We start from the raw sequence: 21,614 nt of genomic DNA on the forward strand, positions 1-21,614 counted from the left end.
TATGCGTGATGAAACAGAAGGATTAAAAAACTGGCTTATCATTCTATCACTTACATTTTTTGCCATAGGAGTGATAGCTTTCCGGTGTTTATGGCAACTTTATGTAGTTCCCATTGAACACTTCAATAATTCTTCTAAAATCCTGACTCCAAAGGAGTTTATTGAGCTTAAAAGGCAAGGCATCAGCTCTGTTATTGAAGCTTTAAAAATTGTTGCAACAACCTTTGGAGGAGCCGCAATCCTCTTTAACGTTTTCTATGCAGCGAAGCGAGCTAAAGCGATGGATGATAGCGCGATCGCTGCCAATAAAAGCGCTGATGCAGCTCTAGATAATGCTAAAGCTGCTCTAAAAAATGCAGAAGCGGCACAAGATAAGCAAATCACAGAACGCTTTACTAAAGCAGTTGAACAGCTTGGTTCTGATAATATCTCTATCCGTTTAGGGGGAATTTATGCTCTAGAACGAATTGCTAACGATTCCGAAAAAGACCATTGGACAATTATGGAGGTGCTAACAGCTTTTGTGCGAGAGAAGGCTCCTTTGAAGGAGGAACAGATACAGCAGGAGCAATTACCAAAAATCCCTACGGATATTCAAGCTGCACTTACAGTTATCGGACGGCGCGACGTAGATGAAGACCCAGAAAATCAACGGCTAAATTTACAACATACCAACCTTGATGGAGCAGACCTCAGTGCAGCTAACCTACAAGGGGCAAACCTTTTTGGAGCTAACCTACAAGGGGCAAACCTTTTTGGAGCTAACTTGCAAGGGGCAAACCTCAGGCGAGCTAACTTGCAAGGGGCAGACCTTTTTGGAGGTAACTTGCAAGGGGCAGACCTCATTGGAGCTAACCTGCAAGAGGCATACCTGTCTAACGCTAACCTACAACGGGCAGCTCTCACGGGAGCTAACCTGCAAGAGGCAGCTCTCAGGGGAGCTAACCTACAAGAGACATACCTCAATAACGCTAATCTGCAAGAGGCAAACTTGAGTGAGACCAACCTGCAAGGGGCAGACTTAGATGAAGCCAACCTGCGAGGAGTATACCTCAGGTCAGCCGAAAACCTAGAATACGAGCAAATCGAAAGAGCATTTGGAGATCGCAAAACTGTATTGCCGGACAATGTGGAAAGACCTGCACATTGGACGCAAGCTGGGGGAAAGACGGATGCGATCGCCCCAATATAATGCTTGTTATTTGAATCAAATATAGAACCTAACCCCCTACCCCCTTCCCTTGCAGGTAAGGGGAAAAGCCCCTCTCCTACGAGGAGAGGGGTTGGGGAGAGGTCACAATGTACTGCACCCAATTACAAACCCCAATATTTCCAATTTCTTAGCCCACCCAGGCGGACTTTATTTGTGTAGCCCCAGCCTTCTAGGTGCGGGCATTATCAAGTAGGATTTAATCAACCAAATGTTGAGCCATCCCAGCCCCACATGGAACCTTTGGCATCAGCAAACTCAATGTAAATCCGGTTTGTAGATACACCAAGTTTCTCATTAATTTGCTGGCAAAAATCTTGGCTCATTGCCTTTGTTTGCGACGGACTCATGCTACCGACACTTTTAATTTCAACATAGCAGACGGGATCGAGAGTCCCCCCAAATGTCATCGCCACACTCGGCTCAAAAGCCGTCATTACATAGGATTCCGGTTTGCCTGTATGCTTCGCTAATTTAGCAGAAAGACTTTTCAGCAGACCCTCAACAGCACCCCGATCGGGAGAATCAACAGAAGTTTGAACTTTGATTAGCGGCATAATCTTTTACTCTAAATCCTTTCAAAAGGCATTAGGTAATGGGTAATCGTTATTAGTCATTCGTTATTAGTCCTTTGCTACTAACCAATTACCAATTACAAATTACCGATTACCAATTACCAATTACCCACCATATTGCCAAGGGGTATTTTCGAGTAAAAGCGGTTTACCCTCGCGGTGGACGCCAGCAGCGATCGCTTCCCCGACATAGACGGTATGATCGCCGTGTTCTACAGCACCGACAACCTTACACTCCACATAACCGAGGGTGTTGGAGATGATGGGACAGCCGGTTTCTTGTCCTAGATAAAATTCCACATCTTCAAATTTATTACCGATGCGGCGCTGCGGCTTGAAGAATTTTTCCGCTAAGTCTTGCTGTCCCTCATCCAGGAAACTAAGTGCAAAGACGCCACTGGCTTTGATCATGGCGTGGGATTTAGAATCCTGCTTAACGCAATTCACAACCAGCGGTGGCTTAAACGAGCCTTGCATCACCCAGCTGGATGTGAAGCCGTTAACTTCTTCGCCATCTTTGACACCGCAGATATAGAGTCCGTGAGGAATCTTACGCAGAATAGTTTTTTTGGCTTGTTCGTCTAGCAAAGTTTTACCTGACAGCTACTGATACATCGCTTAGTTTATCAATGTCTTGGGAAGAAACATCAATCTGGAGATAGTTCCATAGGGGCATGGCATTGCACATCAGTGTCAAATTAAGATTTGGCGGTTGAAACCGCAGCTATACAGACAAAACCTGCCTAGCCTTCGGCATGCTTCGCTAACGCAGGTTCAAGAATGATTTTTCCTTAGTCCGCGAAGGCGGACTTCGTTTGTATAGCCGCGATTTCCAATCGCCAGGGCTTAAGTAGACTTAAAAGCAACCGAAGCGCAGAATGAGCGATCGCTTCTTAAGCAACCCCGTACTTCTTAAACCAAGCTTGTAGGCGTTTCCAGCCGTCTTCTGCTTCCTCTTTGCGGTAGCTGGGGCGGTAGTCGGCAAAAAAGCCGTGGGGCGTGTCCGGATAAAGGATAATTTCCGAAGCATTGTCTGCTGCTTTCAGTGCCTCCTGCATCTTCTCGACAGTTTCGTTCGGAATGCCGGTATCGCTGCCGCCATAGAGTCCCAGTACGGGCGCTTTCAGCTCATCAACTAGGTCGAGAGGATATTTGGGAATGAGGGGCAAAGACTCGCCTACTAAGCGTCCGTACCAGGCAACGCCAGCATTTAGCGTGGGATTGTGAGCCGCATACAGCCAAACGATTCGCCCACCCCAGCAAAAGCCTGTAATTCCCAGTTTATCGGTGTTTCCCCGACTGGATTTGGCTGCCCAAGCAACCGTTGCATCCAAATCTGACATCACTTGAGCATCGGGGACTTTAGAGACAACTTTGGTGATAATTTCTTGAATATCGCTCATCCGGGAAACATCGCCTTGACGCGCATAGAGTTCCGGCGCGATCGCTAAATAACCTAGTTTTGCAAAGCGGCGACAGATATCTTGCAAATGTTCGTGGACGCCAAAGATTTCCTGCACAACTAGCACGACGGGGAAATTCTTACCTCTGGCAGGCATCGCCCGATAAGCGGGGATTTGCCCATCTTCTACGGGTATCTTCACTTCACCCGCCACCAAGCCTTTCTTATCGGTCGTGATGACTTGGGCAGAAATGGGGCGAACTGCTACGGCAAACCCTGCCGCCAGCGTAGAGACCATGATAAATTCGCGGCGCGTGAATTTCATCAGCAGTTTTCTCCAAAAAACTTCTTCAAGTCTAGATTGTGCATCAGTTGGGCGGGGATAACCGCCGATGTTCTCGGCAGCAGCCTTCAGCGCTAGGCTAACGCCTCGCTTCGCTAACGCGATCGCGCAATCATATCCCATACGCTTTGAATTGATGCTGACACCTATGAGGACTTACGCAATAACTCTCTAAAACTCTTATTCCTTCGCGTCCTTGGCGTCCTTGGCGGTTCGTTTTTCCATAACGAGAGCGTAAGTCCTGATCTATGTTAAACGGACTTCTCAAAGCCCTGCTTCTCCGCAGCAAAACCTTCCCCCTGGAAGAAGCCGCAGCCGATCAACTGTTACAAGCTGGATCGAGGTGAGTAAAAGCATTTTGCTCATTAGCGATCGCTAGCTGTAGGGGCAATTTATCAATCGCTTCTACTCAAATTCACAGTTTACCGGGAGGGGTGATGCCGCAATATTTTGGAAAACTGCCTACGACAGGGACATCTTGGTCAACAATTGGAACCCTAAAAACCATAGAACGCCACGATCGAGGAATCTACGGCGATTGTGAGAATTCGCGCCTTGCCATTAGCATCCTGGCACCAAACTTAGTCCGAGTCCGCTGGGCACCGAGTGGCGAATTGATGCCGCGTCGTTCGTGGGCAGTCACCTTAGACGATCCAGAATGGTCAATCGTCCCCTTCCAAGTTCGGGAGACTGACGCAGCGGTAGAAATCGAAACCGAGCAGATGCGCGTGTACATCCACCGCCAAGGGTGTCGGATCGAGTGTTTTGATAAAACTGGGCGACCTTTCGCGCAAGACACCGGAATGGGGATGGCTGGACGCATGGGCGCGATCGCTGCCTGGAAGCGCATCGAAGCCGATGAACATTTCTACGGTTTTGGCGAACGCACTAAGCTACTCGACAAACTCAGCGAAGTCCAAACAAACTGGACAGTTGACGCCCTCGATTACAGCTCTTTTACCGATGAAATGTACCAGGCGATTCCATTTTTCATAGCGCTGCGTCCAGAACTCGCCTACGGTATCTTCTTTAACACTACTTTTTGGAGCCAGTTCGACATCGGTGCGGAACAACCGGGCGTCTATCGGATGGAAACGCGGGGCGATGAACTGGATTATTACATCATTTACGGCCCCGAACCGGCGCAAATTCTTAGCACCTACACCCAACTAACTGGTCGGATGCAACTTCCGCCGAAATGGTCGCTTGGTTATCACCAATGCCGTTGGAGTTACGAATCTGAGGAGGTGGTGCGAGAACTTGCCCAGGAATTCCGCAACCGTCGCATCCCTTGCGATGTGATTCATCTCGATATCGACTACATGAAGGGCTACCGGGTGTTTACCTGGAGTCCCAAACGGTTCCCCGATCCTGCCCAATTGGTCAATGACTTGGCGCAGGATGGCTTCAAGACGGTGACAATTATCGATCCAGGCGTCAAGTACGAGCCGGAAGCCGATTACCACGTCTTCGACCAAGGGATAGAAAATGACTATTTTATCCGTAAGGCAGAGGGTGAGCTATTCCACGGCTACGTTTGGCCCGACAAAGCAGTATTTCCCGATTTTCTGCGTCCGGAAGTGCGCCAGTGGTGGGGCGACTTGCACAAAAGTCTGACAGAAGTCGGCGTTGCGGGTATCTGGAACGATATGAACGAACCGGCGATAGACGATCGCCCGTTTGGAGATCCGGGGAATAAAATATCCTTTCCCTTAGATGCCCCCCAAGGTTCGCCGGAAGAACGCACTACCCATACCGAAACTCACAACCTGTATGGGCAATCAATGGCTCAATCGGCTTGCGAAGGGCTGAAGCGGCTGCGTTCTACAGAGCGATCGTTTGTGCTGACACGTTCCGGTTTTGCCGGAATTCAGCGTTGGTCGTCGGTGTGGATGGGCGATAATCAATCACTGTGGGAGTATCTGGAAATGTCCCTGCCGATGCTCTGCAATATGGGACTATCGGGTGTGGCGTTTGTCGGTTCCGATATTGGCGGTTTTGCTGGCAACGCCACGGCGGAATTATTTGCCCGGTGGATGCAAGTGGGAATGCTTTACCCGTTGATGCGGGGTCACTCGGCGATGAGTACGGCAAGACACGAACCTTGGGTTTTTGGCGATCGCGTTGAAGCTATCTGCCGCGAATATATTAATCTCCGCTACCAGCTATTGCCCTACGTTTACACGCTTTTCTGGGAAGCTGCAACTACTGGCGCACCGATTTTACGTCCCTTACTCTATCATTTCCCCAACGACCCGAAAACCTATAAACTCTACGACCAAGTATTGCTCGGTTCTTCCCTCATGGCAGCACCCATCTATCGACCAGGAGTGGAATACCGGGCCGTGTATCTTCCCGAAGGCACTTGGTACGACTGGTGGACAGGAGAACGTTACCAAGGCGCGACGCATATCTTAGCTCATGCACCGTTAGAGCGAATGCCGCTATATGTGCGTGCGGGAGCGATAATCCCCATGCAGCCGGTGATGCAATACACGGATGAGCGTCCCCTTGACGAACTCACCCTCCGCATCTGGCCTGGAAATGGCGAGTTTAGGCTCTATGAAGATGATGGGCATACGTTTGAATATCAAACGGGTGCCTTTGCAACCACAACCTACCGCGTTTATTCCCAAGGACAACAAACGGTGGTTGAAATTCCAGCGCGAGAGGGCAATTGGACGCTCTCGACCCGTGAAACCATCGTGCAGCTAGTGGGTGTTGGCGAACAGCGTTTTGTTGACGATAGTACGGCGCGTCAACTGACTTTTTAAATTGGCTTGATAGAACCTCACCCCCAGACCCTCGACCTTCACGGAGAGGGGAGCCGGAGTGAGGAGGTGCTTCTAATGGGAGGCGCGATTAACCGGATTTAATCTCAATCCTTAACGGTCAGCGATTTGCTCTTGAGGGTGAATCGCTTTTTTTGGCATCCTTTACGTTCCATCAGAGCGATCGCTGATGCCCCTATCTGCAATCTTCTCGCTCAACCCTATTTTGTAAAAAACGAAATATCTCTATAGACAGATGCCAGAATTTTATTAAACCTTAAATCCACATAAAGTTTAACCAGAGAATTTTATTTTAGCTGTAAATTTAATTCTGATAGATGTTGAGAACTTCTATAAATTATTGCTAAAGAACTGCCCAACTTTACAAAATCAATACGTCAGAAATGTCTAAACGATGTTAAATGCCTGTGCAAACCTCCCGCATTTGCATAAGTTCACAATGGGGATCAAAGCTAGATAGACGCATATTCCTAAAGAATGATTCATATAAATCATTCAATTGATTATGGATAATTATCAAAAAGGTTGCCATAATAGTCTAGAAAGGTAAATTGATTTTTCACTCATTGTATGTAGCTAAATTGTTACTTTAGCTACACTTTTACCGGATGGTATCGGGGTCAAATCTAGCAATTCTCTTGTTTTAAAAAACTTACTGACATGAAAACTTTAACAATGCAGCTCGTCCAAGCAATTCGCTGTCCTAACTGTGGCAGTCCGGGTGAACGGCATTACATTTCTAGCAGCCAGCTAACGCGGACACAATGCCGTACTTGTGACTACTTGATGGTAACTTGTTCTCGAACCGGGAGAGTAATCGAAGCATACGCACCCGGTCTTGATGCAAGTCGTCTGTAGAAGCAATCCTCAAAGAATTGCTTTTACTGAATTATTTAGAAGCTCGAAGTTGTCCGCAAGCAGCATTGGCTTCTAAACCACGAGAGTAGCGAACGCTAACAGCAATATGCTGTTTTTTCAGAGCTGCTACAAAAGCTTGAATCCGAGTAGAATCCGGACGCTGATAGTCAGCATCGTGGATAGGATTGTAGGGAATTAAATTGACGTGAGTTTGGAATCCCCGCAGGCGGGATGCAAGTTCATTCGCGTGTTGGGGAAGATCGTTCACACCCGCAAGCAGGACGTATTCAAATGTCAATCTGCGACCTGTTAATTGAACATATTCCCGACATTCTGCTAACAAATCTTCCAGGGGATATCGCTGAGCCGTGGGGATAAGTTTTTCCCGAAGTGCCTGATTGGGTGCGTGGAGGCTAACTGCAAGGGTGATTTGCAAGTGATGTTGCGCTAAATCGAGGATGCGATCGCGTACTCCCACAGTGGAGAGCGTAATCGAACGCTGTCCAATTCCCACATCTTTATTCAGGATCTCTAGCGCTCCCAGAACATTTACCGTATTCAGTAACGGTTCCCCCATCCCCATAAACACAATATGGCTGACTCGTCGCTTGAAGTCTTCCTGAACCGTTAACACCTGATCGACGATTTCGTGGCGTGCAAGATTGCGGGTAAAACCTCCCTTCCCCGTAGCGCAGAAGTCGCAAGCCATCGGACAACCCACCTGGGAAGACACGCACACCGTGAGGCGCTTTTCTGTGGGAATGCCGACTGTTTCAATAATTTGACCATCTGCCAACCGCAGCAGATATTTCACCGTGTCATCCGGGGCGACAGAACGATGATGTATCGTAGAGCGTCCAATCGGGACATCTGCTACTTGGTCGCGCCACTGCTTAGAAAATACAGTAATTTCAGAAAGCGATCGCGCTCCTTTTTCATAAATCCACTGATGCAGTTGCTGTCCCCGATAAGCCGGTTGTCCTTGAGCAAGCACCCATTGGGTTAATTCAGCTAAATTTGCCCCTAAAAGAGGAGGAATCGTTCTGGCTGGGTTTTTATTCGTTACCCCCTGTTTAGCAACGGGCGCAGTTTCATCAAACTGATTTTGATGCTGACTGTCTGTAGAAGACTGAACCTGAGAGCGGGACGTAGCAGACATAAATAATCAAAAGTTTTCGCTAGGATCTCTATCCTAGAACCTCTCGATCGACGCTGGGGTTCACTTTATAAGTTTGCCCGATCGGAATCTCAATTTGAAACTCTGCACCTTCCCCAGGTCGAGATAGACACTTCATCTTTCCGCCATGCTTTTCTACAACAATTTGATAGCTAATCGATAAACCCAGTCCAGTGCCTTGACCGACTGGTTTTGTTGTAAAGAACGGGTCAAACAGTTGCCCTAGGACACTTGCACTCATCCCCGGCCCATTATCTTTAATCCCGATTCTCACCCAATTCTTGTCTAAAAGTTGGGTAGAAATTGTTAAAGTGCTGGGTTTCTTTTTAATTTCTTCTGAGCTTCGCGCTTTATCTTGCTCCTGCAAAGCATCAATCGAATTATTCAAGATATTCATAAATACCTGATTCATTTGTCCGGCATAACATTCCACCAGCGGCAAGTTGCCATATTGCTTGATAACCTGAATAGCCGGAAACTCTGGTTTATGCTTGAGGCGATTGTGCAAAATCACGAGGGTACTATCGATTCCCTCATGAATGTTGACAGGTTTCATCTCGGCTTCATCTAACCGAGAAAAGTTACGCAAAGTCAGAACAATCTCCCGAATGCGGTTTGCCCCTACTTTCATCGAAGACAAAGTTTTCGGCAAATCCTCAATTAGAAAATCAAGATCGATCTCTTCAACCAAGCCTTGAATGTTTGGATCAGTGTAGGAATAACCCTGCTGGTAAAAGTTAACTAAACCGAGAAGATCCTGAGTGTAGTTACCCACATGGGTCAGGTTTCCGTAGATGAAGTTGACAGGGTTATTAATCTCATGGGCAACACCCGCAACGAGTTGACCGAGGCTAGACATTTTCTCAGTTTGAATTAATTGAGCTTGGGTTTGCCGCAGGTCTCGCAGGGTTTGTTCTAGAGCGATCGCTTGCTTTCTAGCAGTCTCTTCCGATTGCTGCAATGTTTCTTCTGAGAGCTTGCGCTCCGTGATGTCGCGTAGGATGACAATATATTCTTGAAGTTGGCGATTTGAGCGGTGGGAAAGCGTCACCTCGATCGTGCGTAAGCTTGTTTCATCCTGCCGGAATGTCTGTTCGCTGCGACTTTGCCAAATCTCAGGCGACCCAGCTAACCCAGGGAGGAAATCGTTGAGGCGACGCCCAATCAGCTGATGAGCGTCCATCTCGAAAAGGGCAACAGCGGCTGGGTTGGCTTGACGAATCGCGCCGCCCTCATCCAAAACGAGAATGGTATCCGGAACCGTGTCTAGGGCAGTGATAAAAAGATTTTCCGCGTGTTCCCGTGCTTCAGCGATCGCAGCCACTTGAGGCAAGCTAGTCCAGCAGGCAACTGCGATCGCTACAAAAGCGAGCGTCATCAGCAAAATGACTAAAAGATTGTTACTGGCATTCCCAGAAATCTGCCCAATCCCGTTCCGAAGCACCCAGGCGATCGCCGTCGCACTACAAACCAATAGAATCAGGACGATCACCTGAAAGGCAACAAAATCTTTGACCTGAAAGCTTTTCACCCGGTAACGCTCAATCCACCAGGCTGGGTGGAAAGGCTCAAATGCGATCCGACGAATCGCTGCATCACAAGCCAAAACAGCGATGGGAGACAGCAGCCCAACTAGCACATCTTGCCAGCTCCAACTTAAACCCCCCACTACCAGAACAACCGCCTCGAGGGCGAAGAAGCCCAGCGACCACCAAGGCCAGCGCACTTCGGGTTTGCCTCGCTGCAACCACAAGCCCAGCTGGATTGACATAATGGCGACAAGATAGCCAGTACCCGTTACTACCACAATTCGAGAAATATCTCCCCAAAGCAAATAGATCAAGCTGATGCCAAGGGAAAATATTAGGGCAGGTTGCAGAACGCCTTGCCGGGAGACGACCGCGAAGACGGGTGAAAGGTGTCCGTCTAGGGCAAGTTGGTACAAAATGCGGGGAGAATTAGAAACCGCAGTCGCGCAAGCGAGAAGGCAGCTAGAGACGATCAGGAGGGTCACGATTAAGGAAGCTGACTCGCCCCAGAAGGGCTTTGCTGCTGTGAAAAAGTTCAAGAACGTGTCTTCGCCCAAGTCTGGTACAGTTGCCAAGCGCATGAGTACCCAAGAACCGCCCAGAATGACCGGCGGCATTAGCCAAGCTGCCAAGCTGAGAAATCGCAGCGTTTCTCCAGGGCGTCGGCTGTCGGCGACAAATGCGGAGGCTGTCTCGCAGGCGTAGGCAATGTAGATTGCGAAAAAAGACCACTTTGCCCAATCCACAAAGTTTAAGGTTGACCAGGTGCTAGGAAAAAATCCGGGACTCGCGGGCGAGAAGGCTAACCATCCTAGACCTTGAAGACAAAACACCAATAAGAATCCGACTGCTGGAAGAATGAAAAACGTGTGCAAGATTGCTAAAGCTCGCGTGCCGCTGAACGCGACAATATAAGCAATCAGCGTGAATCCTATTTTCAGAGCCGTTTCTGGACAATCAATCCCTAAAGGTTCTAGATTAGTCTTGATGAGATTCGTCAGGATAATTGGGTTGATTGGCAGATATCCTGCCCAGCCGATGAAGTACGCGATCGCCGCATAACGAGCTAGACCGGGATAGTTTTTGAGTAACTTAGTCGTGTAATTTGGAGTTCCTCCCGATATTTCAGGCCAGTGTTCTCCTAAGCGTTTCACTTGCAGATTCAGCAGCATGCCCACAATCGCTGCGGGCAACCACACAAAGATGGCAGATGCTCCTAATGCTGCATGAATTAGCGGGGCTGTGCCAATCCAGGCTAGATGACCTGTGAACCCAAAACCCCAAGTTTCTAAGGCACTCAGGCTGCGCGGCAGGTGCATAGATGAACGCTGATTTAGGCGCAGATTACGATTTTCAACGATAAGATTTTGAGTAATTCGGTCTTCAGTCATCTCTGTTCGATCTCAGCGTGATGGTTCCGCGAGTGCTGCCATCACGGTCGTATATAAGTACAGTTGCGATATCAATATCTATCTATCGGATCGGTACTCGCTACCGCTATTTGTCTTAATCTTGCTGCTTGCGATCGTGAAACTTGTTTACTTGCACAATTTGACATTTTTCGCAAGGGTCAGCAGTAATTTGATTGATTGAATGTTGATTGCCCTTGGAAAGGGGTGTCAGCGTGTCCAGATTTCAACGGAACTGAGACCAGGGGACTGAGACTAGGGGACTGAGAATTGGCTAGAGGCGTGTGAGCGATCGCGATCTAGCTGCTGCTATGCAAGACTTGAATCAAGCATTCGATAAACTATGAAGTGCTAGCAGCGAGTCTTGTCCGGGCTACGCTGGAACTCAATCAAAGCCGATGCTTCTTGATATTTCCTCTCTGCCTTTGGCATTTGAATTTACCTCTCCAGGCCCAATCCTCATTGAGCTGGGACCGTTTACCATTCGCTGGTACGGTCTATTAATTGCCTCAGCCGTATTAATTGGCGTCACCCTTTCTCGATATCTGGCGTCCCGCCGTCACATCAACCCAGATATACCGGGCGATTTCGCACTCTGGCTAGTTGTAGCGGCGATTCCCAGTGCCCGACTCTACTATGTTTTGTTTGAGTGGGAACAATACGCCCAAAGACCGGGTGACATCATTGCCATCTGGAAAGGAGGCATTGCCATTCATGGGGCGATCATCGGTGGCACTTTGGCAGCTTTGATTTTTGCCCGAATCCAAAAAATCTCTTTTTGGCAACTTGCCGATTTAGTCGCGCCCTCTGTCATTTTGGGTCAAGCCATCGGGCGTTGGGGCAATTTCTTCAATTCTGAAGCCTTCGGGGCACCCACAAATTTGCCTTGGAAACTGTTGATTCCGGTCGAGAACCGTCCGCCCGATTACCAAAATTTTGCCTACTTCCATCCCACCTTTCTCTATGAATCTCTTTGGAATTTAATGGTTTTTGGGTTGCTGATGACCTTGTTTTTTCGGGATTTGAAGAGACCACGTCTCAAGGCAGGTACGCTGTTTTTGGTTTACATGGTGGCTTATAGCGCCGGTCGCGTTTGGATTGAGGGGTTACGCACCGATAGCTTGATGCTGGGGCCGTTGCGAATGGCACAAGCGATCAGTTTGCTGGGAATGGCGTTGGGATTGGCGGGTCTGGCTTGGGTTTATTTGTTGCGTCGTTCTCTGCCAGATGTCGTGTCAGCTTTTAGTAATGACAATGCTACCAGCGAGAACACCCAACGATGAATCCTCCCATTTCACGGGGGCGAGATTACACCTCAGATGCCTCAACCGTCTTTCCGATCGGGCTTTAAGAATTGAAGTGTCGCGTTAATCAAGTGAATTGGTAGAAAAAGCCAGGTTTCAGGAGAAATTATTCCCAAAAAAATCCCAAAAAAAATGCTCTAGAGTCAAACTCTAGAGCAAAACCAGGGTGCATCTACCATTCCTTAATTACCGGGGAAGTGGAACGAATCCGGAAAGTGTCCGTAATCAATTTAATTTTTTTGACTCGGTAGGCGCAGATAGCTACCGCTGTACGGGAATCAGAAGCAATCTGCAATTTTGACAAAATTGCAGAACGATCAACAGATGACTGATAAGTTACACACTCTAGAAGAGGTTTGTCTGAATTGGCGACTAAATTTATTGGCGAATCATTGTCTCCCCTGGCACCAGCCGTTTACATTGTCGGTGCAGGGCCGGGAGATCCAGATTTATTGACGGTTAAGGCGCAGAAACTACTCGCGGTTGCGGATGTAATCTTATTTGCCGATTCTCTGGTGCCGGTGCAAATTTTGCAGGGGGTGCGTGCGGATGCGGAAATTATTCGCACCGGGAATAAAACCCTCGAAGAAATTCTGCCAGTGATGATTGAACGAGTGCGATCGCATAAATCTGTGATCCGCCTCCACTCTGGCGACCCCAGCCTCTACGGTGCTGTCTTCGAGCAAATGCAAGCCTTGGCAGAGGCTGACATTCCTTTTGAAATTGTCCCCGGCATCAGTGCTTTCCAGGCAGCCGCCGCCAAGCTCAAAGTTGAGCTAACGGTGCCAGGACTGGTACAGACGATTATCCTCACCCGGATTAGCGGACGCGCTTCAGCGGTGCCGGAACGAGAAGAATTAGCCTCCCTAGCAGCGCATCAGGCAAGTTTATGCCTTTATCTAGCGGCGCGTCACGTCGAAGACGCGCAAGCGAAACTGATGCAGCACTACCCCGCCGATACACCTGTGGCGATTTGCTTTCGAGTCGGTTGGCCTGATGAGAAAATCTTCCTGGTTCCTTTGGATCAAATGGCAACTGTGACGCAGCAGGAAAATTTGATTCGGACGACGCTTTATGTGATTAGTCCCGCCTTGGGGACGGTGGAAAATACGCCAGAGTCTTTGGCGACAGCGAAACGTCGTTCGCGTCTGTACGATCCTGAACATACTCATCTGTTTCGCCAGAAATCCACGAACCTCTCCCCCAACTCCTCCTTATAAGGGTAAGTTTTGAATATTTAACGCTCCCAAATCGTCAAAAACCTACACCTGTAGGGAAGAAGTTTCCCGGTGCAAAATGTAAGGTGAGAAAAGTCTGATTGGTAACAGCACCCAATGCAGATGAAGCGTTAATAAGCAGATAACCATCCAGGCAATTTTGTAAACTATGCTTTCGCAAATCGTGCGCCCAATGGTTCGCACTCAAATCCGGTTACTCGCTAGCTGTCAGGCAACTCGTTCCACACTGATTGGGACGATTGCCCAGTGGCTGGGCTTTCTCGGTGTACGTGCCCAAGTCACGCACCTCAACGCCGGTTCAGACCAAAAAATTAGCATTTCGCTGACGGTAGACCAACCCGAAGGGTGCGACAAACAAGACTGGCAGCAAATTGTCCACAACCTTAATCAAGAAACCGATGCAAAGCCAGCGGAGGATTCCCAGCCTCAGCTAACGCCCCAGCAACAAAGTAAACTACAGCGGTTGCTGGCTTATTTGATTCAGGCGGCGGAACCGGAAGTCAGGATCAGCTGGGAGGTTTGGTCTCGTCAGCTTCAGGCACTCGGTTTAGAAGAACCCATGCTGCTGGGTGTCAGATCGGCATTGAAAGTGCCCCAGTCGCTTGAGCAATTGCTGGAAGGACTCGATCCAGATATTGCAGCGATCGCACTTCCCAAAGCGGTCAGCATTGCCTTGCTAGATCGCCGGGTCAATGCCTCGGAAGACAAGGCTTTGACAGCACTTTTGCAGCTAATGAAGCCACGCAACGAGGGTTAGTTTTATTCACCCTCCATCACCAAGGCGATTTTACCTGTAATCGATCCGGCTTCTAACAGTTGGTGGGCGGCGGCGGCGGCTTCGAGGGGGAAGGTTTTGGCGAGGTGAATTTTCAGCGAACCTTCATCAATCCAGGTTGCACACTGTTCTAAAATTTCTGCGTGATGCTGTTGAGCTTCCAGAAGTCCTTGCAATGCAGGGGTTAGCATCAATTCAAAGCTAATCCGGAGATTGCGCGATCGCGCAATCTTCCAATTAGAGTAAGTGGGGTCTGGCTCCAGAATCGTCACCAGATCGCTATAAACCCGCACGGCGGGGAACGTTTTATAGAAGGTTTCCCCGCCCACCGTATCAAAGGCTAAGTCTACGCCCTCTCCTCCAGTCCAATCTAGAACCGCCTGTACAAAGTCAGTTTGCTGATAAAAAATTACCTCATCGGCACCTAATTCGCGGACAAAATCAGCCTTGTCCTGAGAACTAACGGTGGTACAAACTTCCGCACCTTTTAGCTTAGCTAGTTGAATGGCGACGTGACCGACACCGCCAGCACCCGCGTGAATCAGCACCCGTTCCTTGGGTTCTAGCCGCCCCCTTTCAAATAAAGCTTCCCAAGCGGTAATCAGAACCAGAGGGGCAGCGGCGGCTTCTGCAAAGCTTATAGAGGCGGGTTTCTTGGCAACAAATCGCTCATCGACAACCGCCATTTGAGCATAATTTCCCAGCTTTGCCCCCAATCCACCCGCACAGAAATACACTTCGTCGCCAACCTTAAACCGCTGGACGCCAGAACCGACTGCTTCCACGACTCCCGCCCCATCACAGCCTAAAATAGCGGGCATTTGGTCTGGGTAGAAGGTACCCCGCTGCCGCAATTTAGTGTCAATCGGGTTGATTCCCGCCGCCCGAAGACGGACGAGGATTTCTGTGTCTTGTTCAATCGTCGGGTTTGGGACTTCCTGAAGTTGCAAGACTTCCGGTGTGCCAGCTGCTGTCATCAAAACTGCTTTCATCAGGTCGTTCTTGTTGCTAAGCCAAGGGTCTTTTATTGAGAACTCTACCGCAAGTCTGGGTTCCTAGCGTCACATTGCGATCGCATCTTTTTCCGGAAATTTTGCATCATAGTAAAAGTAGCCCTTGCAACATTTCTTTGCAAAAGGTTGCCGCCAGTAAGGTGAAAGCGTGGAGGGAGCGCGGTGATGGACGAAGCCCCAAAAAAGATAGAAGTTAATGAATTAGATGAATTAGATGAAACCTGGGACGGTGACGAAGAATCCTCCGACGATGGCTGGAAGCGGAGCCGCAAAAAAAGAGGTCTGTCTGGTTGGAAGGGTGTGGCGCTTGGCTTAGGGCTAGGCATCGCCCTCACCGCAGGCGGAATGAAACTGCTTTCACAGCCTAAGACTGCGAAGAAGCCAGATGCCACGCAACAGGCAGCACCACCCAGCCAAAGTGTCACCGCAACTGTCGCCCAATCCGCCGTGGTTGCCCGCACGCTGACAACCAGCGGCACAGTAGAAGCCCGCGAACTCATCCCCGTTTTGTCCCAGACAACTGGCTTACAAATCCAGAGAGTTTTGGTGGACGAGGGGCAAACCGTGGAAGCCGGACAGGTAATGGCAGTTCTGGATAATTCCGTCCTACAAGCGCAACTCGATCGAGGGAAGGCACAGCTAGAATCAAGCCAAGCCGCTGTCCGGCAAAGACAAGCCGCTTTAGCGCAAAGCCGCGCCACCCTTGCAGAAGCCCAACGGAACCTCCAGCGTTATCAGCAACTGGCTCAGGCAGGCGCGATTAGTCGTCAAGAGCTAGATGCTCGTGCCACCACTGCCGCAACCGCTAGAGAAGAGGTTCGGCTTGCCCAAGCGAATATCAATAGTGCCGAAGCCGAGGTCAGGAGCAGTGCGGCAAATCTGCAACAACTGCAAACTCAGCTAGGGCAAACCCAGGTTCGCGCTCCGGCTAGCGGCATTGTTACCAGACCAAAAGTAGATGATGAAATTCAGCAAATAGCCCGGATTGGAGATGTCACTTCTGGCAGTAAACCGCTTTTTTCCATCATCCGTAACGGACAACTGGAACTAGAGGCACAACTTCCTGCGATCCAACTGCCGCAAGTAAAAATTGGGGCACCCGCCACGATTACCTCGGATAACGATAGCCGGGTTCGCTTGCAGGGGCGAGTCAGAGAAATTGCGCCCCTCGTGAACGCGCAAAGGCGTGAAGCAACCGTCACGATTGATCTGCCCCAACCTTCAAGTGGGGAAAGCTTGTCTTTACGACCGGGGATGTTTGCCCGTGCCGCAATTACGACTACTACGACAACTGGGGTAACGGTACCTGCCAAGGCGATACTCCCTCAGCCGGATGGTAGTGCAATTGTATTCCTGCTATCGGGTGAAGACACGGTTCAAGCTCGGAAGGTAGAACTAGGAGAAGTGGCGAGCGGTGACACCAGGGAGATTAAGAGCGGGTTAAAACCAGGCGATCGCGTCGTCGTCGCGGGTGCCGGATATCTCAAAGAAGGCGACAAAGTTCGAGTCGTCGATAGTCAATAGCCAATGGCTAATCGCGAAGGATAATCAGCGATTAGCCACGAGCAATCAGCAATCTTTTAATCTTTCAATTCGCCTTTTATGAACATTTCCGGCTGGTCAATTCGCAAACCCGTCCCTACCCTGGTCTTATTTTTGATTTTGACCGTGGTAGGTTGGTTTTCTTTTACAGGTTTGGGCATTGATATCAACCCAAATATCGATCTACCAACGGTTTCGATTACCGTCACCCAGGCAGGGGCGGGACCAGCGGAACTGGAATCTCAGGTGACGAAACCGATTGAAGATGCTGTAGCGGGTCTGGGAAATATAGACCAATTAAATTCAACAGTTAACGACGGCGTCTCTACCACCGTCGTTAATTTTGTATTGGGGACAGATAGCGATCGCGCGACGAATGATGTCCGCAATGCGGTCGCCCAAATTCGCCAAAGTTTACCCGCAGACATCAACGAACCGATCGTGCAACGGCTGGAGTTCTCCGGTGGGCCGATTATGAACTACGCCGTCATTTCTAAGCAAAAATCGGTAGAAGAATTAAGTAATCTGGTTGACGAAACGATTAGCCGCGCCCTGCTATCGGTGGAGGGAGTCGCTCAAATCAAGCGGGTTGGCGGTGTTGACCGCGAAATTCGCGTCAATCTCGATCCCGATCGTCTGAAAGCTCTGGGACTTACCGCCACTCAAGTCAACGACCAAATCCGCGCCCTCAACGTCAATTTACCCGGCGGACGAGCAGAGTTAGGCGGGAGCGAACAAAGCATTCGTACCTTAGGCAGTGCGCCGAACGTCCAGGCGTTGCAAAACTATGAAATTATCCTTCCGAATGGGGGTTCGGTACCCTTGTCCAGTCTGGGAGAGATCCGCGATGGTTCTGCCGACCCCCGGCAGGCGGCACTACTGAATAATCAACCCGTCGTGTCTTTTTCCGTCTTGCGTAGCACTGGCAGCACTCTGGTGACGGTGGAAGAAGGGGTACGCCAGAAAGTAGAAGAACTGCAAAAAACTCTGGGGACGGATGTCCAGCTAAAACTCATCTTTACTCGCGCTGACTTTATCCGCGAATCCTACGAAGGCACGATTGATGACTTGATCCAAGCCTCCGGGCTGGCAGTGCTGACGATTATGATCTTTTTGCGGAACTGGCGTGCCACGTTGATTACTGCCGTGGCGCTGCCGTTGTCCATGCTGCCTACCTTTGCCGTGCAATATTTGCTGGGTTACACCCTCAACAACATGACTTTGCTGGCATTGGCGCTGGCGGTGGGGAACTTGGTGGATGATGCCGTTGTTGAAATTGAGAATATGGATCGCCACATGGATATGGGCAAAACGCCCTTCCAAGCGGCTTTGGATTCTTCAGCGGAAGTGGGTTTGGCAGTGCTGGCGAGCGCGGCGACGATTATCGCGGTGTTTTTGCCAGTGGCGTTTATGGGTGGGATTCCGGGACAGTTTTTCCAGCCGTTTGGGGTGACGGTTGCTGTCTCGACAATCTTCTCTACTCTGGTGGCGCGGACGATTACCCCAATGATGGGCGCTTATTTGCTCAAACCTAAGAAAACCTCACCCGCCAATCACGCACCCGGAAATGGGAACGGGAACGGCGCTAACAGCCGGAAAAAAAATCGATTTCAACCGTATCGCTTTGTGCTGAAGTGGGCTTTGCGGCATCGCCTGACAACGATGGCGATCGCTCTGGCATTTTTCCTGGGCAGTTTGGCGCTAGTCCCGTTTATTCCTAAAGGTTTATTTGATAACGGTGACATTGGTTTCTCGGAAGTTGCCGTGCAACTCCCTCCCGGTTCGACGCTGGAAGATACTAAAAAAGTTGTACAGCAGACAACTCAGTTAATTCAGCAAAGCCCAGCCGTTGACAGTGTCTTGGCAACGACGGAAGTTAATACTGCCAATCTTTTTGTCAACCTGAAACCGAAGGAACAACGCGAGGATCTTCCTCAGAAAGAGTTTGAGAAACAAATGCGCCAAGCGTTCTCCCAAGTGCCGGGAGCGCGGATTAGTTTCCAAAGCCAGGGAGCCGGAGGAACGAGCAAGGATTTATCAATTGTCCTCAAAAGTGAAAACCCCGAAGCTTTGAACCTGGCAGCAGATGCTCTGGAAAAGGAGATGAGAAGCGTTCCCGGTTTAGTGGAAGCAACCTCTACTGCCAGTTTGGTGAAACCAGAAATTCTGATTATTCCCGATGCGGCACGAGCAGCAGATTTGGGCGTGACAGTGCAGGCGATCGCGCGTACTGCATCCCTTGCCACCATTGGCGACAATGAAGCGAATCTGGCTAAGTTTAACCTCCCCGATCGGCAAATTCCGATTCGAGTGCAGATAAATCCCGATGCGCGGCAGGATATTGACACGCTCAAAAATCTTCAGGTGCCAAGCCAAAACGGGAATCTGGTTCCCTTACTGTCGGTGGCAGATATCCGCTTTGGCAGCGGTCCGGCGCAAATCGATCGGTTTAATCGCGCTCGTCAGGTGTCGGTACAAGCCAACTTGCAGGGTCTTGCTTTAGGAGATGCGGTGCAAGCGGTGCAACAGCTACCTGCCCTCAAAAATCTGCCTCCCGGAGTCGTGCAGGAATCGGCTGGGGATGCCGAGATTATGCAGGAGATTTTCGGTCGCTTTGGTTCGGCAATCGGACTGGCAATTATGTGTATCTATGCCATCCTGGTGCTGCTATACAACAATTTCCTCCATCCCCTGACAATCATGGTGGCGTTGCCTCTTTCTTTAGGCGGAGCACTGTTGGGTTTAATGATTGCCCAAGAAGCGTTGGGGTTATATGCGCTAATTGGGATTGTGCTGCTGATGGGGATTGTGACGAAAAACTCCATCCTACTGGTGGACTATACCTTGATTAACCAGGAAGAAGGCAAGTCGCAATATCAGGCGCTAATCGCCGCTGGGATGGATCGTCTGCGACCGATTTTGATGACTTCTCTGGCTACGATTGCGGGAACGATTCCCCTTGCCTTGGGAATCGGTGCGGGGGCTGAAGTCCGCGCTCCAATGGGAATCGCGCTGATGGGCGGCTTCACAACTTCCACGCTGCTAACGCTGGTGGTAGTGCCGGTGCTATTCACCTATGTGGACAACTTGCAGCGCTGGCTTGTGCAACTGCCGAAGCGCGGATTTGGCAGAAAACGGGGGCACAAAAATGGGGAGGTGCGTCGGACGAAGTCACAGGAGAAGCGATCGCTTCCCACTACTCCCAACCCAGAACAAGATAAATTCCCCGTCGGTAAAAAGTAGTTAGAGTGCATTTCACAACTAAAACCCCGTAAGTATCAACCTACGGGGTTTTATTTTATAGAAGCGATCTCTTGTGAAAACTAGATGGCAACAGAGCGATCGCTTCTTAGAGCTGGAAAACCCCTTATAACTCGATAGCCACAGCGTTTTATTTTGTATGGGAGGCGATAGCGAAACTTCTTTGCCCAGCGCTTGATTTTTATAAGCCTAGGTTTCGACCTCTATAATTTTTCTTCCAATCCATTCTGCGATCGCAGGGACGATAGCGTTGCCAAGGAGTCTCCCTCTACGACCGTCCATCCGGGAGGAAACCCCATTAACTTTTCCCACTCTGTCCACGTCAAGTTTCTCGCCACAGAGAATTGGTCTGTCTGAATGACCTCCTTGATGTCCTCCAGTTTGGGCACGTAACGTGGGGCAGATGCTTTTTGCCAAGGTGTACCCGAAGCCGCCGCGACGTTGTACCACAAGCGGAGAGTCTGGGATAGTGCCTTCACAAACACTCGATCCAGTTTGCGTCCCCCTCGATTTTCGCGACGAAGAATCCCCAGACAATTCGCGGCTGTCAGTAAAGATTCGATAGGCACGTTTCGATCTAAAACTTGCGATAAAGAAGACTCGGTCTCTGTCGTGGGGTATGCCCGTATGGAGAGCGTTACACGATAGCCATCCCCCCAAATACCCATGCGTTTCGAGCGTGTCGATAACTGCCTCAAGAGCGGTTCCTTGCTCTGCCGAGAGCAAACCCGGCACATTTTCCAAGACCAACCACGCTGGGTGAACTTCTCCGACAAGTTCCATAAATTTGTAGAAGAGTCCGCTGCGTTGGCCTGTAAGTCCTTTTCTCTCTGTGTTGGCATTGCTGAGGTCTTGACAGGGCCATCCGGCACACCATAAGTCAGCGGTAGGGATAGTTGAAGGAACGAGGGTTGTGATGTCTTCATGAATCGGTACTTGAGGCCAGTGGCGTTTTAAGATTTTTTGGCAAAACGGGTCAATTTCGCATTGGAAAACAGCTTTCATTCCGGCTCTTTCAAAGCCTAGATCGAACCCTCCAATGCCCGCAAAGAACGAGGCAACCCTCAGCATTAACTCATCCCCAAAGGTTTCTTTACCTACATTGCTTCATTGATGCTGCTCAGGGCAACCTCTTTTTTAGACGATATTCGTCTACAACAGCAGACTGATTCAGGATAGCATCTTG

Annotated in this window: 15 protein-coding genes; 8 read left to right on the forward strand and 7 right to left on the reverse strand. The window is 49.7% G+C overall.

Going from position 1 to position 21,614, the window contains the following annotated elements; translation table 11 throughout:
* The first annotated feature begins 1 nt into the window (after nucleotide 1).
* Complete coding sequence (locus NC997_RS14335) at nucleotides 2-1,192, forward strand: pentapeptide repeat-containing protein (RefSeq protein WP_190527726.1); 1,191 nt, start codon at nucleotides 2-4, stop codon at nucleotides 1,190-1,192.
* Nucleotides 1,193-1,413: 221 nt separating this feature from the next.
* Here NC997_RS14335 and NC997_RS14340 read toward each other — a convergent pair whose 3' ends face one another.
* The 3 genes from NC997_RS14340 to NC997_RS14350 all read right to left on the reverse strand — a co-directional run bounded on the left by NC997_RS14340 (nucleotide 1,414) and on the right by NC997_RS14350 (nucleotide 3,515).
* Entirely contained in the window at nucleotides 1,414-1,767 is a 354-nt protein-coding gene (locus NC997_RS14340; RefSeq protein ID WP_190435216.1) for a phenylpyruvate tautomerase MIF-related protein, read from the reverse strand.
* A gap of 123 nt (nucleotides 1,768-1,890) precedes the next feature.
* A complete protein-coding gene (locus NC997_RS14345) occupies nucleotides 1,891-2,373 on the reverse strand; it encodes a flavin reductase family protein (RefSeq protein WP_190527724.1) in 483 nt (160 codons plus the stop codon).
* A 305-nt stretch (nucleotides 2,374-2,678) separates the two neighbouring features.
* Nucleotides 2,679-3,515, reverse strand: coding sequence for a dienelactone hydrolase family protein (locus NC997_RS14350; protein ID WP_190527757.1), 837 nt, complete (start codon nucleotides 3,513-3,515; stop codon nucleotides 2,679-2,681).
* 452 nt (nucleotides 3,516-3,967) lie between these two features.
* Here NC997_RS14350 and NC997_RS14355 point away from each other — a divergent pair, with 452 nt between their 5' ends.
* Nucleotides 3,968-6,304: a glycoside hydrolase family 31 protein gene (locus tag NC997_RS14355; RefSeq protein ID WP_190527722.1), complete on the forward strand. Its 2,337-nt coding sequence runs from the start codon at nucleotides 3,968-3,970 to the stop codon at nucleotides 6,302-6,304.
* 693 nt (nucleotides 6,305-6,997) lie between these two features.
* Nucleotides 6,998-7,180: a replication restart DNA helicase PriA gene (locus NC997_RS14360; protein WP_190414604.1), complete on the forward strand. Its 183-nt coding sequence runs from the start codon at nucleotides 6,998-7,000 to the stop codon at nucleotides 7,178-7,180.
* A gap of 31 nt (nucleotides 7,181-7,211) precedes the next feature.
* Here NC997_RS14360 and rlmN read toward each other — a convergent pair whose 3' ends face one another.
* Nucleotides 7,212-8,339, reverse strand: a complete 1,128-nt coding sequence (rlmN, locus tag NC997_RS14365) for a 23S rRNA (adenine(2503)-C(2))-methyltransferase RlmN (protein ID WP_190527720.1) — start codon at nucleotides 8,337-8,339, stop codon at nucleotides 7,212-7,214.
* 28 nt (nucleotides 8,340-8,367) lie between these two features.
* Nucleotides 8,368-11,277 carry an ATP-binding protein gene (locus NC997_RS14370; protein ID WP_190527718.1) on the reverse strand — a complete coding sequence of 970 codons (2,910 nt, stop codon included), beginning with the start codon at nucleotides 11,275-11,277 and terminating at the stop codon, nucleotides 8,368-8,370.
* A 416-nt stretch (nucleotides 11,278-11,693) separates the two neighbouring features.
* Between NC997_RS14370 and lgt the strand changes: the two genes are divergently transcribed.
* The 3 genes from lgt to NC997_RS14385 all read left to right on the forward strand — a co-directional run bounded on the left by lgt (nucleotide 11,694) and on the right by NC997_RS14385 (nucleotide 14,594).
* Nucleotides 11,694-12,578 (forward strand): prolipoprotein diacylglyceryl transferase, encoded by an 885-nt coding sequence (gene lgt / locus NC997_RS14375; protein ID WP_190527716.1) that lies wholly within the window; start codon nucleotides 11,694-11,696, stop codon nucleotides 12,576-12,578.
* A gap of 386 nt (nucleotides 12,579-12,964) precedes the next feature.
* The gene (cobM, locus tag NC997_RS14380) at nucleotides 12,965-13,819 is read left to right on the forward strand and encodes a precorrin-4 C(11)-methyltransferase (protein WP_242030366.1); all 855 of its coding nucleotides are present in this window, start codon (nucleotides 12,965-12,967) and stop codon (nucleotides 13,817-13,819) included.
* A 166-nt stretch (nucleotides 13,820-13,985) separates the two neighbouring features.
* Nucleotides 13,986-14,594, forward strand: coding sequence for a hypothetical protein (locus tag NC997_RS14385; RefSeq protein ID WP_190426485.1), 609 nt, complete (start codon nucleotides 13,986-13,988; stop codon nucleotides 14,592-14,594).
* 2 nt (nucleotides 14,595-14,596) lie between these two features.
* Here the strand turns inward: NC997_RS14385 and NC997_RS14390 are convergent, their stop codons facing one another.
* Nucleotides 14,597-15,604, reverse strand: a complete 1,008-nt coding sequence (locus tag NC997_RS14390) for a zinc-dependent alcohol dehydrogenase family protein (protein ID WP_190527714.1) — start codon at nucleotides 15,602-15,604, stop codon at nucleotides 14,597-14,599.
* Between the two features lie 186 nt (nucleotides 15,605-15,790).
* Between NC997_RS14390 and NC997_RS14395 the strand changes: the two genes are divergently transcribed.
* Together NC997_RS14395 and NC997_RS14400 are read left to right on the forward strand one after the other, a co-directional pair.
* Nucleotides 15,791-17,149 (forward strand): efflux RND transporter periplasmic adaptor subunit, encoded by a 1,359-nt coding sequence (locus NC997_RS14395; RefSeq protein ID WP_190527712.1) that lies wholly within the window; start codon nucleotides 15,791-15,793, stop codon nucleotides 17,147-17,149.
* Between the two features lie 78 nt (nucleotides 17,150-17,227).
* Nucleotides 17,228-20,410, forward strand: a complete 3,183-nt coding sequence (locus NC997_RS14400) for an efflux RND transporter permease subunit (RefSeq protein WP_190527710.1) — start codon at nucleotides 17,228-17,230, stop codon at nucleotides 20,408-20,410.
* A 207-nt stretch (nucleotides 20,411-20,617) separates the two neighbouring features.
* Here the strand turns inward: NC997_RS14400 and NC997_RS14405 are convergent, their stop codons facing one another.
* Nucleotides 20,618-21,499, reverse strand: a complete 882-nt coding sequence (locus tag NC997_RS14405; protein WP_277881812.1) for a DNA cytosine methyltransferase — start codon at nucleotides 21,497-21,499, stop codon at nucleotides 20,618-20,620.
* Between the last annotated feature and the right edge of the window lie 115 nt (nucleotides 21,500-21,614).

Source organism: Trichocoleus sp. DQ-A2, from assembly GCF_039961915.1.
Taxonomy (GTDB): Bacteria; Cyanobacteriota; Cyanobacteriia; order Cyanobacteriales; family FACHB-T130; genus FACHB-T130.

Coding starts and splice junctions, on each gene's coding strand:
- NC997_RS14400 (WP_190527710.1), top strand. CDS start 17,228: ATGAACATTTCCGGCTGGTCAATTCGCAAACCCGTCCCTACCCTGGTC.
- NC997_RS14335 (WP_190527726.1), top strand. CDS start 2: ATGCGTGATGAAACAGAAGGATTAAAAAACTGGCTTATCATTCTATCA.
- rlmN (WP_190527720.1), bottom strand. CDS start 8,339: ATGTCTGCTACGTCCCGCTCTCAGGTTCAGTCTTCTACAGACAGTCAG.
- NC997_RS14370 (WP_190527718.1), bottom strand. CDS start 11,277: ATGACTGAAGACCGAATTACTCAAAATCTTATCGTTGAAAATCGTAAT.
- NC997_RS14360 (WP_190414604.1), top strand. CDS start 6,998: ATGCAGCTCGTCCAAGCAATTCGCTGTCCTAACTGTGGCAGTCCGGGT.
- lgt (WP_190527716.1), top strand. CDS start 11,694: ATGCTTCTTGATATTTCCTCTCTGCCTTTGGCATTTGAATTTACCTCT.
- NC997_RS14405 (WP_277881812.1), bottom strand. CDS start 21,499: ATGCTGAGGGTTGCCTCGTTCTTTGCGGGCATTGGAGGGTTCGATCTA.
- NC997_RS14395 (WP_190527712.1), top strand. CDS start 15,791: ATGGACGAAGCCCCAAAAAAGATAGAAGTTAATGAATTAGATGAATTA.
- NC997_RS14340 (WP_190435216.1), bottom strand. CDS start 1,767: ATGCCGCTAATCAAAGTTCAAACTTCTGTTGATTCTCCCGATCGGGGT.
- NC997_RS14355 (WP_190527722.1), top strand. CDS start 3,968: ATGCCGCAATATTTTGGAAAACTGCCTACGACAGGGACATCTTGGTCA.
- NC997_RS14385 (WP_190426485.1), top strand. CDS start 13,986: ATGCTTTCGCAAATCGTGCGCCCAATGGTTCGCACTCAAATCCGGTTA.
- NC997_RS14390 (WP_190527714.1), bottom strand. CDS start 15,604: ATGAAAGCAGTTTTGATGACAGCAGCTGGCACACCGGAAGTCTTGCAA.